Source organism: Hyunsoonleella pacifica (assembly GCF_004310335.1).
Classification (GTDB): Bacteria; Bacteroidota; Bacteroidia; order Flavobacteriales; family Flavobacteriaceae; genus Jejuia; species Jejuia pacifica.
This window is the reverse complement of sequence record NZ_SIRS01000003.1, coordinates 411,949-428,807: the sequence shown is the minus strand read 5'-3', so window position 1 is coordinate 428,807 and position 16,859 is coordinate 411,949. Positions and strand designations below refer to the sequence as shown.

7 protein-coding genes and 8 tRNA genes are annotated in these 16,859 nt (G+C 34.5%); 2 read left to right on the top strand and 13 right to left on the bottom strand.

Annotation, left to right across the window (positions count from 1 at the left end):
- Positions 1 to 4 precede the first annotated feature (4 nt).
- The 3 genes from EYD46_RS08095 to EYD46_RS08085 all read right to left on the bottom strand — a co-directional run bounded on the left by EYD46_RS08095 (position 5) and on the right by EYD46_RS08085 (position 7,871).
- The gene (locus tag EYD46_RS08095) at positions 5 to 3,304 is read right to left on the bottom strand and encodes a VCBS repeat-containing protein (protein ID WP_241657676.1); all 3,300 of its coding nucleotides are present in this window, start codon (positions 3,302 to 3,304) and stop codon (positions 5 to 7) included.
- Positions 3,305 to 3,422: 118 nt separating this feature from the next.
- Positions 3,423 to 4,838 (bottom strand): RagB/SusD family nutrient uptake outer membrane protein, encoded by a 1,416-nt coding sequence (locus EYD46_RS08090; RefSeq protein WP_130936566.1) that lies wholly within the window; start codon positions 4,836 to 4,838, stop codon positions 3,423 to 3,425.
- Between the two features lie 24 nt (positions 4,839 to 4,862).
- Complete coding sequence (locus EYD46_RS08085) at positions 4,863 to 7,871, bottom strand: SusC/RagA family TonB-linked outer membrane protein (RefSeq protein WP_130936565.1); 3,009 nt, start codon at positions 7,869 to 7,871, stop codon at positions 4,863 to 4,865.
- 215 nt (positions 7,872 to 8,086) lie between these two features.
- Here EYD46_RS08085 and EYD46_RS08080 point away from each other — a divergent pair, with 215 nt between their 5' ends.
- Positions 8,087 to 8,962 (top strand): AraC family transcriptional regulator, encoded by an 876-nt coding sequence (locus tag EYD46_RS08080; protein WP_130936564.1) that lies wholly within the window; start codon positions 8,087 to 8,089, stop codon positions 8,960 to 8,962.
- Positions 8,963 to 9,325: 363 nt separating this feature from the next.
- On the top strand, positions 9,326 to 11,617 hold the full coding sequence (gene bglX, locus EYD46_RS08075; RefSeq protein WP_130936563.1) for a beta-glucosidase BglX: 2,292 nt from the start codon (positions 9,326 to 9,328) through the stop codon (positions 11,615 to 11,617).
- Between the two features lie 280 nt (positions 11,618 to 11,897).
- Here the strand turns inward: bglX and EYD46_RS08070 are convergent, their stop codons facing one another.
- The 10 genes from EYD46_RS08070 to EYD46_RS17745 all read right to left on the bottom strand — a co-directional run bounded on the left by EYD46_RS08070 (position 11,898) and on the right by EYD46_RS17745 (position 16,741).
- Positions 11,898 to 13,493 carry an MFS transporter gene (locus EYD46_RS08070; RefSeq protein WP_130936562.1) on the bottom strand — a complete coding sequence of 532 codons (1,596 nt, stop codon included), beginning with the start codon at positions 13,491 to 13,493 and terminating at the stop codon, positions 11,898 to 11,900.
- Positions 13,494 to 13,877: 384 nt separating this feature from the next.
- Complete coding sequence (locus tag EYD46_RS08065; protein ID WP_130936561.1) at positions 13,878 to 14,978, bottom strand: slipin family protein; 1,101 nt, start codon at positions 14,976 to 14,978, stop codon at positions 13,878 to 13,880.
- A gap of 993 nt (positions 14,979 to 15,971) precedes the next feature.
- Positions 15,972 to 16,044, bottom strand: a tRNA-Phe gene (locus tag EYD46_RS08060).
- A gap of 5 nt (positions 16,045 to 16,049) precedes the next feature.
- Positions 16,050 to 16,122 (bottom strand) — tRNA-His (locus tag EYD46_RS08055).
- Between the two features lie 5 nt (positions 16,123 to 16,127).
- Positions 16,128 to 16,201: transfer RNA gene (locus EYD46_RS08050), tRNA-Gln, on the bottom strand.
- Between the two features lie 6 nt (positions 16,202 to 16,207).
- A tRNA-Arg gene (locus EYD46_RS17755) sits at positions 16,208 to 16,279 on the bottom strand.
- A gap of 5 nt (positions 16,280 to 16,284) precedes the next feature.
- Positions 16,285 to 16,358 (bottom strand) — tRNA-Leu (locus tag EYD46_RS08045).
- 7 nt (positions 16,359 to 16,365) lie between these two features.
- Positions 16,366 to 16,438 (bottom strand) — tRNA-Leu (locus EYD46_RS08040).
- An 84-nt stretch (positions 16,439 to 16,522) separates the two neighbouring features.
- Positions 16,523 to 16,648: transfer RNA gene (locus EYD46_RS17750), tRNA-OTHER, on the bottom strand.
- A gap of 10 nt (positions 16,649 to 16,658) precedes the next feature.
- A tRNA-OTHER gene (locus tag EYD46_RS17745) sits at positions 16,659 to 16,741 on the bottom strand.
- Positions 16,742 to 16,859 lie beyond the last annotated feature (118 nt).

The window sequence follows — 16,859 nt, the reverse complement described above, 5'->3', positions numbered from 1 at the left end:
AAATCTAGTCGGTATTAATTTCAATAAACTTCAAAAAGTCATTATTGTTAGCGGCTAATACCATTTGTTTATTGCCTACATTAATTAGAGCTAAATCTTTGGTGTCTTTTGGTGTATAAAATCCACTTTTAGAAACGGGATGTGCTTTAAATTTGCCGTTACCATTGCCTTCTAGGTACACTCCAGTACCAGCATCGTTTCTAGGAGTTTCTATTTCTGAGGCGTATAGGTTTCCTGCTATAACAACATCTAGATGTGTATCATTATTGAAATCTTTAACCAAAATTTGATTTATACTGGATAGTTGGGCTTCATTAGGAAGGTTGTGTAAAATAAACTTTCCATCTTTATTTTCAATATATGTTGATGCAAAAGTATTTACTTGATAATGCAATGATTTTTCTAATTCTTTTTCATTATAAATATCCACTAGTGTGGCTTCGGCAAATTCGTTATACGTTTTAAATTTCTCTTTAATCCCGCTAATTTGTGATGAAGAGCAGGAACGCCCACGAACAGGATATTTTTTACCTTCATTATAATAACTTAGTACAATATCTTTTTTATTGTTGCTATCAAAATCGTTAAAATAAATATCGAAAGTTTCATTTTCTGAGGATTTGTATTTGTAATTTAAACCTAGATTACCTGCTACAAAATCAATATCTCCATCGTTATCAAAATCACCACTAGCAATACTAAACCACCAGCCCGTAGTATTGTTTAGCCCCAAAGCGTTGCTTATTTCTGTAAAGTTATCTCCGTTATTATTTTTAAATACTCTTATAGGCATCCATTCCCCAACAGCTACAATATCTTTCCAGCCATCATTATCAATATCTTCGATACTCATGGCTGTTGCGAGACCTAATTTTTCAAATTCTGGTATCAAGGTAGTTGTAACGTCTGTAAATTGAATCTTAGATGGTGTGCTAATGTTTTCGAGTATGTAACTTTTGGCTGGTGCGGGGTAATTACTAGGCACTAATCTTCCGCATACCAAAATATCTTGGTCTCCATCTTTATCAAAATCAAAATGATATACTCTAGAACCGCTTGTTAGGATTTCTGGAAGAGCATGCTGTGATAAAGTTAAATTACCTTTTCCGTCGTTAACATATAATCTGTCTTGTAGCATTTTAGAGTTAGGCTCAAATTCATTGCCGCCACTCACCACATAGAGGTCTAAATCTCCATCGTTATCAGCATCAAACATAAGAGACCCCATGTCTTCTTGTTGAACACAGTCATTGGTATGGATATCTGTTTTTTCAATAAAAGCGCCCGCTGAATTTTGATAAAATAAACCACCTTTTTGTTGTGATGCTCCACTAATGTAAAAATCATCTAAACCATCATTGTTTAAATCTCCAACGGAAATGTATGGGCCAAAAGTAGATGTTTTATGAGGTAGGAGAATTTCTTTTTTGTAATCATCGTATGCGTTTTCAACATGCTTAAAAATGCTGTCTAATACTATAGTTTTAGAATTGAAAATTGTATTTGGGGTATATTCTTTTCGTGGTTTTATTGCTCTTGCATTATGATAATCTATTGTAATCTTTTGATTTGCTGAAAGGTTTGTTTGTATTTCTTTTTTGCCATCGGGCCATACAATATAGAGGCTATCTACTTTTGACACATTACCTAAACCAAAATGTAGTATTGGCGCCATTGATGAAATGTAGCCATGTTCTAAAGTAAGCTCTTGAAATTGTTTTTTACCATTAACCACAATAGTACATTTTACACCAATGCCTTTTAAATTTGCATTACTTCCATTAAATTCAACATCTAAGTAGCTGTGGTTATTAGCGTTATTGTTTTCAAAAATAACTGCTTTGTCGTCAATATTATTTAGAATGATTTCTAAATCCCCATCATTGTCTAAATCTGCATAAGCCACACCGTTAGAGAAGCCTTTGTATTCTAAGCCCCATTCTGTATTTACTTTTTTAAAGGTTAAATTTTTAGTGTTTCTAAACACAAAATTATCAGTTTTTTCAGATGGCATTTTTAGTGTGTTTTTAAGGCCATCTATTTTTTCTTTTTTACCAAATGGGTTTTCTTGTTTTTTAATTTCATTAAAGAAATCGGTATTGTTAATTTCTCTTCGAGTACCATTAGAAACGTATAAATCTTTCCAGCCATCATTGTCTAAATCGGCAAAAATAGGCCCCCAGCTCCAATCTGTACTGGATGTATTAGAGATTCTGGAGATGTTATTAAACAATGGACTACCTTCTTTATTTAAAACCCCTGTGTTTAATTGTAAGCAATTATGCATGTACTGGTAGTATAACCCCGAGTTATAGGTATCCCAAAATACTTGAGGGTTCATACTAGCCATGTTTGCTTTAGATCGCTTATTGGTTGAGGCATCCATATCGGCTTGAAAAATATCTAAAAACCCATCGTTATTAAAATCGGCAATATCTGCACCCATACCATAAAGAGCTGTGTGTTTTACAGATTGTTCTATCGTATTTTTAAATGTACCATCTCCATTATTGATGTAGCAGAAGTCTGCACTGGCGAAGTCGTTACTAACATAAATATCTTTGTAACCATCGTTATTTAAGTCGCTTACACTGGCACTTAAAGATAAGCTATACGACTCAAGCCCTGATGTTTTTGTGACATTGGTAAATGTACCATCTCCATTATTTTTATAAAGGTGGTTGGAATGTTCGTTGGTAGCATGTGCAATAAGTTGCTTAAATATATATGGTGTGGTATTAAAAGGAGTTATAGGGTAATTGGCTACATACAAATCTAAATCCCCGTCGTTATCATAATCAAAAAAAGTACTTTGTGTACTATGTCCTTTATCTGCAATACCATATTTACTTGCTTCTTCTTTAAAGGTGATATGTCCTTCTGCATTCACACCTTGGTTTACTAGTAGCTTATTGGGGCATTCTTTGTTTTTACCCGAAACACTTAAATATAGATCCAACCAACCATCATTATTAATATCTACAGTAGTTGCACCTAAAAACCAATCTTTACCCAGACCAGCGTTTGCTTTATCTGTAATGTCCTCAAAAGATAAATTCCCTTTGTTTAAATACAGGGCGTTTTTTACCATATTGCCGGTAAAGTATAAGTCTTGCAGGCCATCATTGTTAAAATTACCTACCGTAATACCACCTCCCATATATATGTACGGATAATTAAAATAGTTTAAGGTATCTGATTCTGTTAATGTATTAGAGAATTCAATTCTTGTATGACTTGAATTTAATAATGTAAACTGTTTTTTTACAGTATCATTAGAGCAGGATACTATAAAAATAAACACAGAAAAAAATCTTAAAAATTGCATTGGCTTATTCTGGGTTAAACAAATATAGAAAATCCTGTATAGCACTTATACAGGATTTCTGACTAAAACCAAACTAACTTAAAAACTAAAAAATTTATAGGTTTGTATTGCCCTGTAATTCAATATTAGGTATAGGCATTAAATACGAATCTCCATCAAATCTTTGTAGATCTAACCATCTAGATTGCTCACCTGCTAGCTCCACCCATCTTTCGTGTTTAATAGCATCTAATATGGCTTGGGTTCCAGATACATTTACATCTGGTAAGGCTACAGAAGTTCTAGAGCGTACTTGGTTTAAGAAACCTAAAGCTACAGATTCTGGTCCTCCAGAACGAATTTCTGCTTCTGCTTGCATTAACAGTACATCAGAGTAACGTAAAACTCTAGCATTAATGCCACTATCAGGGGTTTCAGAACTTCTGTCGTCTAAGTTTTGATATTTTCTCCATGAAGGGTTGTCGTCAGGACCTATTGTTCCTGAAGTAAATGTGCTAGTGCCATTATTAAATGTATTGGTCATGGTCCCATTATCACTATCGTCAATTGAATAAAAGTTAGCTGCGTAACGTGTGTCGCCATCTTCATATTCATCTAAAAGTTCTTGACTAGGTTTTACATTATACCATCCAGAGTATTCTTGAGCTCTAAAGGTAGTTTCTGAATTTCCTCTTCCGTTCTGATTCCAAGAATCTCCTGCGCCAGTAGACTCATCATACATTACTTCAAAAATAGACTCCTCATTGTGTTCTCCAGCTACTGTAAAGTTGTCTCTGTAATTGTCTATTAAGCTATAACCTGTAACATTTGATAAGGCGGTTTTAGCACCACCTGCATCACCATTTTGAAGTAATACTTTTCCTAGTAACGCCCACGCTGCACCAGATGTAGCTCTACCAACTTCTTGAGCCTCTTTGTTAGGTAAATTTGCTGCCGCGAATTGTAAATCTGTAATAATTGCATTGTACACTTCGGCCACAGACGATTTAGGTCTGCCTCCTTGTACGGTCTCTAAATCTAAAACTAATGGAATTTCTCCGTACTTAGCAACCAAGTTAAAGTAACAAAGTGCTCTTATAAATCGTACTTCTCCCAATCTAGCTGCTATTTCTGTATCAGGAATGTTTTCGAAATTTTCTTCGTTTACAATAACAAAGTTACAACGACCAATACCCTGATAGTTATGTTGCCAGTACTGATTGTTTCCATTGTTAGCCTCATCAACATCTCTGTTAATCATTTGCACTTTGTCTGCTTCTAAATTACCTGCAGCATAGTTTTCGCCTGCAATATTATCGTTAATATAGTATTGATATCTTGCATAATTCCCTACTTCTTGAAGATAGGTATAAGCTGCAGTAACTGCAGATTCTAGTTGAGCACTGGATTTAAAAAATGTTTCTGCAGATAATTGATTAGGGTTTACTAGTTCTATTTCTGATTCATCACAAGAAATGAATATCCCAATAACTAATGCTAGACCAGTAAATAAGATTTTAATTTTTTTCATGTTTTTTATTTTTACTGTTGTAGATTAAAATGATAATTGTACACCTGCGATGAACGATCTAGGCTGTGGATATACACCTCTATCGATTCCTACTCCTGCAGCAGGAGATTGTTGCCCTGGTGTTACTGTAGTACTTCCTCCAATTTCTGGATCGTAACCTGAGTAATTTGTAATTGTAAACAGGTTTTGCGCGGCTAAATAAATTCTAAATTTAGATATAGATCCTTTAGCAAACGTAGATAAGACTGTTTCTGGTAAGCTATAACCAATGGTTAAGTTTCTAAGCTTGGCGTAAGAACCATCTTCTATAAAACGATCAGAACGGTTTACGTTGTCTGAATGATCTGCTGTAAATCTAGGTACTGTTGTGTTAGTGTTAGTAGGTGTCCATCTATCAAGTACTGCGGTGCCGGCATTAAATAAGCGTGTCATACCCTCCAAATCATAGATATTTGTATTGTAAATATCATTACCACTTACACCACTAAAGAATAGTGTAGCATCAAAATTTTTGTAGTTAGCAGATAGATTTAATCCGTATGTAAGTTTTGGGAATGGATTACCTATTTTAACATTGTCGGCACTATTTATAATACCATCGTTATTTTGATCTACAAAACGAATATCTCCAGGAGCGGCATTTGGTTGTGCACTTGTATCATCGCCTTGTTGGAATAAACCATCTGTTTCTAAGCCGTAAAAGAAAAATAAGGACTCACCTTCTTCAATTCTTGATAAATTCTCGCCTTCGAATGTAGAGCTTTCAATGAATGATAGGTCTCCTAAGTCTGTAGCTTTATTTTTAGAAGTACCTAAGTTTAAATTGGCAGACCAGCTAAAATCACTGCTTGTGTTATGGTTATATCCAATATTAAATTCAAAACCTCTTGTGTTTGTAGATGCACCGTTACGTTGTGTAAATGCTGCACCTAAGCCATCAGATGTTACATTAGGGATTGGTACAATTACATCTGCAATATCGTTGTTATAGTATTCTAGAGATATGTTAACTGCATTGTTAAACAAGCTAGCGTCTAAACCAATATTGGTCATAGTAGCTTCTTCCCATTTTAAATCTGGGTTTGATGCACCAAAATTAGAAACACCAACATTATTGTTTAGCCCAATATATCCGTAAGTAGGGATTAATCCAGCTTCAAAAACATAGTCGTTAGATCCATCATTACCCGTAACACCCCAAGATCCTCTTAGTTTTAAGCTGCTAATGGCATTTGAATCTTTTAAGAAATCCTCTTCGCTTAATACCCATCCTAGTGAAAAAGCTGGAAACGTTCCCCATCTGTTGTTTTTACCAAAACGAGAGGAGCCATCACGTCTAATGGATGCGGATATTAAATATTTGTTATCATAGTTATAGTTTAAACGTCCTATATAAGAGATTAAGCCATACTCAAAAAGTTGATTGGTTATTTGTCCATTACCTTGTATTACTGGCACAGCATCTGTTAAAGGATTTGATGCTTGCGAACGGTTATTTCTAGCTGTTGTTTCAAATTTTTCTACAACAGCTAATACATCTAAGTTGTGCACATCGTTAAAAACCTTAGAATAACTTAAAGAATTTGTAAATGTATTGGAATTGAATATGTTCGCTATTTGATCAAGTTGAGCCGCGTTACGCTCATTAATACCTTCATCAAAAGAAGGACGAAGAATATTAGTAGAACTTGAAGTTCTTTCAAAGCCATACTGAAACTTATATTCTAGACCAGGGGTAAACTCATAAGAAGCATACAAAGATCCTAATATTTTAGAAACATCTGTAATATTATTGCTTATCGTTTGTACTCTTACAGGGTTTTCCGGGTCAGAACCATTATCAAGTGTAGTGTCTGTTCCTCCAAAACCACCAGGATTATTAGCGTCAAAAACGGGAGTGTAGGGTAAAGATTTTATAACATGCTCAATAAGTGTTCTACCTCCAGCTTGCTCTTCATTCATCATTTCTGTATCTGCTATAGCAAGTGTTTCCCCTATTTTAAACTTATCTCCAATTTTAAATTCACTATTAGCTCTTAATGAAGCTCTGTTAAAGCCAGTATTAATAACAATTCCTTCTTGGTCAATATAACCAGCAGAAATATTAAAAATTGCATGTTCACTACCTCCAGAAACACCTATGTTTGTATTGTGTAAAATAGCATTTCTAAATATTTCATCTTGCCAGTCTGTATCTCGCTGCGTTGAGGCTGGATCTGTAGTATATCTATTTGGTAGTCCATAGGTAGCATCAACAAAATCTCTAAACTGACTTGAGTTTAATAAATCTAAAGTTCTTGGTACAGATTGAGATGATAGGTAAGAATCTAAAGTTACTTTAGTTTTTCCAGCTTTACCTCTTTTGGTTGTAATTATAACTACACCATTTGATGCTCTAGAACCATATATAGCTGCTGTTGATGCATCTTTTAAAACATCTATAGTTTCTATGTCGTTAGGGTTAATTTCATTAATCCCTCCAGATACAATACCATCGATAACATAAAGAGGAGTATTGTTTCCAAAAGTTCCTAAGCCACGAATTTGCACTTGAGGAGCTGTTCCTGGAGAACCAGAATTAATAATTGTAACCCCTGGCGCTTGTCCTTGTAATGCTTGATCTGCAGATATTACAGGAGTTTGTGTAATGTCTTCAGATTTTACAGAAGAAATTGCTCCTGTAACTAAGCGTCTAGAGGTTTTTCCATAACCAACAACCACAACTTCATCTAAAACGCTAGCATCTTCAGATAAGGTAACGTTGATGGTGGTTTGGTTTCCTACTACAACTTCTTTGGTTTCGTATCCTACAAAACTGAAGACAAGTATAGCGTTAGGGCTTAAGTTCGTGATGGTATAATTACCATCAAAATCTGCAATAGCTCCATTGGTTGTGCCTTTTTCAAGGATATTGGCTCCTGCCAATGGACCATTAGAGTCAGAAATAGTACCAGACACTTCTTGAGAATACATAGATGTGCCTGTAATAAAAACTATTAAGAATAGTAATTTCTTGAGTAGCTCTTTTTTCATAAGTAATTGAAAATTAGTTTATTAAAAATTATTTTTTAATAATTTTATTAAATAAATTAGATTTGTATCAATGAGAAGTTAAAAATCTGTATCATTTAATATCATATTAAAGTTTAGTTAGGCAGCAAAATTAATTTCAAAGTCAACACTTATATAATATGATTTTATCAATTGTTAATATATATTTTTCAGAATACTTCAAAAAAAGCTAAAAGATGTTAGATAATGTTCATAGGGAAGTTACCCAGTTAACCCCAGAAGATAGTTTTGTGGTAAATGATAGGGTTAAAGATGATTTTGATTTTCCGATTCATTTTCATCCAGATTACGAATTAAACTTCATTCAAAATGGCAAAGGTGTAAGACGTATAGTTGGTGATAGCATAGAAGAGATAGATGATATTGAGCTTGTTTTTGTTGGCTCTAATTTGGTACATGGATGGGAGCTCCATAAGTGTACAAGTAAAAGAATTCATGAAATTACAATACACATAAATCATGATTTGCTAGACGAAAAATTATTAGCAAGAAATATTTTTAAGCCTATAAGAGATATGATGGCCAAATCTGCACATGGGATACTATTTTCCAAAAAAACATCTAGAGAGATAGCGCCAAGGCTTATAAAACTTATGAAAACTGATGGTATCGACTATTATTTAGAATTTGTATCAGTATTATATGATCTGGCTAATTCTAGAAATCAACGTATGTTGTCTAATTCTACAGCTCAAAAACGTAATTTTGAAAATAGCTCAAAAATAAAGAAGGTTTACGATTACATACAGGATAATTTTGATAAGAAAATATCCTTAGATGAGATTTCATCATTGGTAAATATGACACCGGTATCGTTTAATAGGTTTATAAAAAAACGAACAGGAAAAACTTTTGTAATTTATGTAAATAGTACACGAATCAGTCATGCAAGTAAGTTGCTTTTAGAAACAGATTTAAGTATTGCTGAAATAAGTTTTAAGTGTGGATTTAATAACATAGCTAATTTTAATCGCATTTTTAAAAAAGAAAAAAACACTACACCTAGTGAGTTTAGAGAAGAGTTTAATGGAGGAATTAAGCGCGTTTTGTAATTTATAGTAAGAGGCTTCTTTCTATTTTTTATCTATTTTTTAATATTTGTTCAGATGAAATAGTATTATTAATTGACTATTTTGAATAATTTTTTTTATCTTATTGATTTTATTTTTGTACTGAATATTTATAGTAAAGATTCACTGGATGTCAGTTTTTATTGTAATTACAGGTGTTTTGTGAAGTAATAGTCTTATTTGAATAGTATATGTTGTGTAAAGCTATTCTTTTATGCATGTTTGTTTTGTATTCTTAAATTGTTAAAAAAGTATAGTATATTGATAATTTTATATAATAAAATTGTTTTTTTAGAATGCTTGTTATTAAAATATTAAGTATTGAAGTTTATAAAACCATTTATTATGAATAGTAATTTGAAGCGTTTTTTTTACACACTAGTAATAATAACATGTATGTCTTGTAATAATAAATCTAATACTACTATAATTTCTTCTGAAGAACTTGAAATAAGGGAAAAGGTAGATTCTCTTATACAAATAATGACTCTCAAAGAAAAAATTGGTCAGATGAATCAGTATAATGGTTTCTGGGATGTTACAGGGCCAGTTCCTGAAGAAGGTAGTGCCGAAAAGAAGTATGAACATTTAAAGAGTGGAATGGTTGGCTCTATGTTGTCTGTAAGAGGCACAAAAGCGGTTAGGGCAGTACAGGAAATTGCTGTAGAAGAAACTAGATTAGGTATTCCATTAATTATTGGTTTTGATGTAATTCATGGTTACAAAACATTAAGCCCAATTCCTTTAGCAGAAGCAGCGAGTTGGGATTTAGAAGCTATAGAAAAGTCTGCTCAAGTGGCAGCTGCTGAAGCATCAGCTGCAGGAATAAATTGGACATTTGCTCCTATGGTAGATATATCAAGAGATCCACGTTGGGGTCGTGTTATGGAAGGCGCAGGTGAGGATCCTTTCTTAGGCAGTAAAATTGCAGCAGCTAGAGTTAAAGGTTTTCAAGGCGAAGACCTATCAGCCGTAAATACTATAGCTGCTTGTGCCAAACATTTTGCAGCTTATGGATTTTCTGAAGCAGGAAAGGAATATAATACAGTTGATATTGGAAGTTCTACTTTGCATAATGTTGTGTTGCCACCATTTAAGGCAGCTGCTGATGCCAATGTAAAGACATTTATGAATGCGTTTAATGATCTTAATGGTGTTCCAGCAACAGGTAGCACATATTTACTTAGAGATATTTTAAAAGATAAATGGGATTTTAAAGGTTTTGTTGTATCAGATTGGGCATCAATTAAAGAAATGGTGGTTTGGGGACATGCAAAAAACAATAAAGACGCTGCAAAAATTGCTGCGTTAGCAGGGTCAGATTTAGATATGGAATCCTATATTTATGTTTCAGAACTAGAAGCACTTGTTGAGGAAGGAATTGTTGAAGAGGCTGTTATTGATGATGCGGTAAGAAGGATTTTAACTGTGAAACACGAATTAGGTTTATTCGAAGACCCTTACAGGTATTGCAATGAAGCTAGAGAAAAAGAAGTTGTAAACTCTAAAGCGCATCAAGAAGCTGTTCTGGATGTGGCTAAAAAATCCATTGTATTACTAAAGAATGAAAACCAATTGCTTCCACTTAAAAAAGAAGGTCAAAAAATAGCGCTCATAGGAGGTTTGGCAAGTGAAAAGAACAGTCCTCTAGGTAGTTGGAGAATAGCCTCAAAAGATAACACAGGTGTATCTGTTTTAGAGGGGATGCAACAATATAAAGGGAATGAGTTGATTTACAGTAAGGGAGCCGATGTTACTACAGGAGACACTCATTTTGTTAATGAGCTTAAAATTAATACTACTGATAAAAGCGGATTTAAGGCAGCAATTAAAGCAGCTAAAAATGCTGATGTTGTTGTTATGGTTTTAGGTGAGCATGGATTTCAATCTGGAGAAGCTAGAAGTAGAGTAGATATAAACTTGCCAGGAGTTCAACAAGAATTACTGGAAGAAGTATATAAAGCAAATCCTAATATTGTATTGGTTCTTAATAATGGACGCCCACTTGCAATTACTTGGGCAGATAAACATATTCCGGCTATAGTTGAAGGTTGGCAGTTAGGAACCCAAACAGGTAATGCTATTACACAAGTGTTATATGGGGATTATAACCCTAGTGGTAAATTGCCTATGACGTTTCCAAGGCACGTTGGACAAATTCCAATATATTATAATTATAAGAATACAGGAAGACCAGTTAATGAGGCTAACAATGTATTTTGGTCTCATTACAGTGATATTGAAAATACACCTCTATATCCTTTTGGTTACGGGCTGAGCTATACAACATTTAATTATGCTAATATTAAAATAGAAAAATCTTCTTTTACTATTGATGAACCTATCAACATATCGGTAGAAGTAGCCAATACAGGAGGTTTAAAAGGGAAGGAAGTTGTGCAGTTATATGTTCGCGATTTAGTAGGAAGTGTTACGCGTCCTGTTAGAGAATTAAAAGGGTTTGAACTTATTGAACTTGATAAAGGAGAGACAAAAACAGTAAAGTTTACTTTAAACAAGGACACTTTAGGCTTTTTTGATAATAACGGTAATTTTATAATAGAGCCTGGAGATTTTGAAGTGTATGTTGGAGGTAGTTCTCAAGCAGAGCTAATGGCTAAATTTGAATTGAAATAACACTATATACTGTAGGCTATAATAATTAGACATTGTTTGGTTATTAATTCAAAAGAATTCCTCGACGTTTTGCGTCGGGGTTTCTTTTTAAATTGTGATTTAAATAAAACGGTAATCAAAATACAAAATTCAATTTTTTGTACAATAGTTAAAATATCCATGTTGCCCTATTATGGATATAATTATGTTAAAGATAGCCTGTAAAAATTAAAAACTCTCGAGTTTAACTCGAGAGTTTTTTGTACGACTGTTTTGAGTCGTCCTGTTATTGGCTTTCAATTTATTTTATTGTTGTTCTTCGTCTGTTTAATTCTAGTGTAATCTCGTTTAGTTTTTCTTGATTAAGAGGGTATCCTATCATCAATATAGCTGCTATTATTGCAATAATAGATGGAATCCAACTCATTAACATTATTATGCCAGGAATAGCTCCGTTTATCGTTGATAAATCTTGTCCATCATAGTTAAACATAGCTAATACAAATCCAATAATAGCACCAGCAATACCACCGCCAAATTTAGTTGCGAATGATCCTGCTGAATAGATTAGGCCAGTGGCTCGTCTTCCATTTTTAAATTCTGAATAGTCTGCAGTATCACCCAGCATTGCAAAAAATAATGTTGGGAAAATTGCTGCTGAAAACTCTGAAATAATTCCTAAAGAAAATATACCAGTAATATCATCAGGACCACAGAAAACCAGTAATGCATTTACGACACCTGAAAAAATTAGAGCATATATAAACAAGTTTTTTTTACCTATTTTTTTTGCTAATGGAGCTGTTAACATAGCTCCTCCTATAGATGCCAGCATTAATGCCACTAAAAAGCTGCCAGCTAATAATTGATTATTTATATAATGCGAAAAATAAATAACCACAATACCCTGCTTAATAGAGTTGTAAGTACTAAATAATAAACCTATAAAAAGAAGTACTAACCAGGGTTTATTTGCTTTTAAATTCTTTAAATCTGCTAATAAATTATTTTTTTGATCTTTAGGAGGATATACTCTTTCTCTTGTGAAATAGAACGTTAATAGCATAAATAACGCTAAAAAAATGGAAAGTATGTATATAGATCTGCTGTACCCATTTTTTTGATCGATTATTAATACATCGGCTTTGGTTAGATTGGCTTCGCCTTCTACAATAAATGAGTAGGTTTTGTCAGGCAACATAGTAAAGCTTTTGCTATGAGTAGGTTTAGAGTCTTTTGTATAATCCCAAGTAAACATTGCTATACCATTGTCAGTTTTTATATTGGCATTAGGTACTTTGGCTTTAGAGGATACTTCAATTTTATACTTTTTATCTGCGATTTGATCTATGGCTATTTTCGGGTTTACATTACCATAGTGGGCTACCAGAAACAGTAACATACCTTGTACAAGCATACCCCCAGCAAAAGCACCAACCATTCTGTAGGAACCTAAACTACCACGTTCTTTATCGTCACTAGTCATTACACCCATTAAGGCACCATAGGGTACATTATTAGCCGTGTAGATAAGTGTAAATAATATATAGGTTGTGTAGGCGTAAACAATTTTACCAGAATCACTTAAGTCTGGACTTGTAAATAGAAGTGATAAAATAACGCTTAGAGGAATAGCTGTCCATAATATCCAAGGGCGAAATTTTCCATATTTAGATTTAGTTCTATCTCCTAAAACGCCCATAAAAATATCACTTATACCATCACTAAATCTGGTTACAAGAAATAGAAGTCCTACTGTAGCAGGATTTAGACCAAAAACGTCAGTATAAAAAATGAATAGAAATGTGGCAACACCTCTCCATGCAATATTGGCGGCACCATCTCCTAAAGCATAGCCTATTTTTTCTTTAATTGAAAGCTTAATTCTATCAGACATTTTATGTTAGTTTGGCACACATTTTAAGATATGAGGCTTACCTCTTTTCTATAGTACTGCGTATATATAAAGAGGGTTAAATTAAGCTTTCTTTTAAATAAAGCCTTATACTTTTTTTTAGAATTTAGATATTATTTAGTCAAATTTTACTTACTAAAAAATAGATTAGTTTTATTTGTTTGAATCTGAGGTTAGTGTATTGTTTTAAATTTTTGGTTAAGCTTTATAATTTCTTTTTTGATAGAAATTGTATTTAAACATATAGCACGTTGCTAGCAAACACACCCGCGTAAGCGATTGTAGCGGCATCCTTTTGCTTTTTAGCAAAAGATATAGCGTAAAGCGCGACCCCGCCTTTTTCGGCGGGGTTACGCCCAAAACACCTTATTTACTAACAGAGAAAATGTCTTTTAACTGTGCTACGATACCACCGTTACCAGCCACCGTGATTTCGCCAATTTTATCGGCGATTTTTTCAACATACTCCATCTCTTTTAGCTTGTACAGCATGTTATTCTCTTCCATCAACTTTGCCGTATTTAGCAAGCTACGGGTAGAGGCTGTTTCCTCACGACGGGTAATGGTGTTGGCCTGCGCTTTCTTTTGTGCTATTAATACTTGATTCATGATGTCTTTCATATCACCTGTTAAAATCACATCGCGCATACCGCAGTTTAGTACGGTTACACCCAGTTTGGTGGCGCTGGTTTTTACGTCGTTAAACACGGCCTCTGCAATGTTGTCTTTACGTTCTAACAGCTCGTCCAAGGTGTAGGCACCCACGTAGGCACGCAACACCAACTGCATCGCAATGTACAATTGCTTTTCGTAGTCCTTGTTTTCCAAAAGGGCTTTCTCAATATCGGTAACTTTGTACTGTGTGTAAAAGTTGATACGGATAGCTGCTTTATCTTTAGTTAACAATTCTTGTCCGGCAATTTCCAGTTGCAATTGTCGTGTATCTACCTTAGCGATTTTAATGGTTGTGTCGTTTCTCCAGAAACGATACGTACCACCACTAAGTGTTTTGGTGTACACATCATCTACCAAAAGCACTGCATTTTCGTAAGCAGCCACTTCAAACATGCGGATATGTTTGCTCAAATCATACTTACTAAACAACGCTTTACTGATGTTTTCAGTAATATAAATTTTGCTTAAATCTACCATTGTAAATTCACGATCAATTAAACCCTTCCAGTACACGTAACGTCCTGCAGATAATACGGTTTTAAAGTTTCCGTTTTCGTAAACTAAAACCAATTCACTGTCTTTTACTTCAATAACATCAAGCATTGCCGCCAACGTTTCGTCTTTTAGTAAGAGTTCTAGGGCCACTGGAGTAGCAAAAGCTAGTGCTAGGTTATATTCTAATACACGCTGGCTAAAACCTATCCAATGTGTTCCCTCGGTAATTACGCGTACGTAGTTACCGACTTTAAAGACTAAACCTACTTTTCCTGCATTAATTCTTACTCGTTTCATTGTTTTTAATTTTTAAATTATTCAATAATTTTTTGCCAACTAAGGCGCGGTAAAACCTGTAACGGAAGGGTTACCAACTTTATCTAGTAACGACGAGTTCATTACTTTCAAAAGTATATTTTGAGCGCTACCTTCATCCTGAACTTGTTTCAGGACCTCAGGTCGGGCTATCCGTTGTATTCCTAACGTTGCCGTCAGGGGATGTTAGCTATCAAGATCCTAGGAACTATCGTCTACATCTAAATCATTTGATATAAACCTTGTTCATTTTTATCTTTTTAAAGACCTTACTGGTCTGATTACACTATTTCATCTAAAGAAAACAGTAGATTGAAAGTCATCTGTCACACACGGAAATACTCATATTAAAAGCCTTAATAACTAGTGTGATGTAGTGTGGAAGTAAAAGATTATATCTCTATTAAGATACGATGTTTTATATCCTGAAAACAAAACAGTAATTACATCTAGCAATTAAAAATCAGTATTTCAAAGTACGTTTCAGACCGCTATCTGTCGTTCCCGCGAAGGCGGGAATCTAGCCAACTTACAATCCTACTGTTTTCGCCTTGTTTTTGTTGAGCAGTATGGCAACTGCGTTGGCTATCAGTTTTACAAGATGATAAGCTTTGGTGGGGGAGGGTTAAAAAACCCATTTCACTACATTTTGAGTGCAGTTTGGTACTCTACCGTTGAGTTACTAGATCCTAAATCTAGACCGGAATCGAACCGGTAACATCCAAATAATCAATTGTTCTAGCCATCTGAACTATTATCCAATATGAGCGGATAAGTGGGAATCGAACCCACGACCTATTGAGTTGCTACTGTTTTTTGGTTAACAGTAAAAACCTTCAAGTCTAGTTGAACATAAAACCATCATGCATCGCTGCAGTGCCTTATGCAATAGTGCTATACTGAAACACCCAACAAGACTAGCTTGATACCATTTCCTACGAAAGCAAGAATCTTTTTTAAAAGAACTTAATATTGTGGAACAGACAGGATTCGAACCTATATCGCCAGAGCTTCAATCTGGTGCATTGACCAACTTTGCTACCGTTCCATTTGGGTGTCTATCAGGAATCGAACCTTGATCTAAGAGATTCACAATCTCTTGTGCTAGCCATTACACTACAGACACCATTTTGGATAACCCGATAGGATTCGAACCTATAATGCAAGAATCAAAATCTTGAGTGTTGCCGTTACACCACGGGCTATTTTTGTAAGCTTAACAGGACTCGAACCCATATTCCCAGAGTCGTATTCTGGCGTGTTATCCTATTCACTATAAGCTTATATGTACTCTACCCAAGATTCGAACTTGGACTGTACGGATTTTAAGTCCGATGCCTCTTCCAGTTGGGCTAGTAGAGCAAAACTGTACAGGAAGAGAGATTCGAACTCCCAGTTTCTCGATTCTAAGTCGAGTGCGTTTGCCATTTCGCCATTCCTGCATATTGTTGAGGTATTAGGAATTAAAACTAAATCACCTGAATTAAAAGCTCGGTGCTTTAACAATTAAGCTATGCCTCAATTTGTACTCCATAAGAGAATCGAACTCTTAATTCCTGATAGAAATGAGTTTGCGAATTCAACGAAACCTATTTCTCAAATATGGTCGCATGAGTTAAAGTCAGACGTCTTAACCATTTGACCAACGGAGCAACACTTTTATCTGAGAAGCTGGGCTCGAACCAACAACCTCTAGCTTCCAAAGCGAGTAAGCTACTCCCGAAACTTCGGGATTCTATTCTCAGTTTTGCGGAGAGCAAAGGAATTGAACCTTCATTACCAAAACGGTAAACTTACTTAGCAGGTAAGCGCAACGAACCAATATTTGCTCTACGCTCCAAATAGCGCCCTGTAAAATAATGG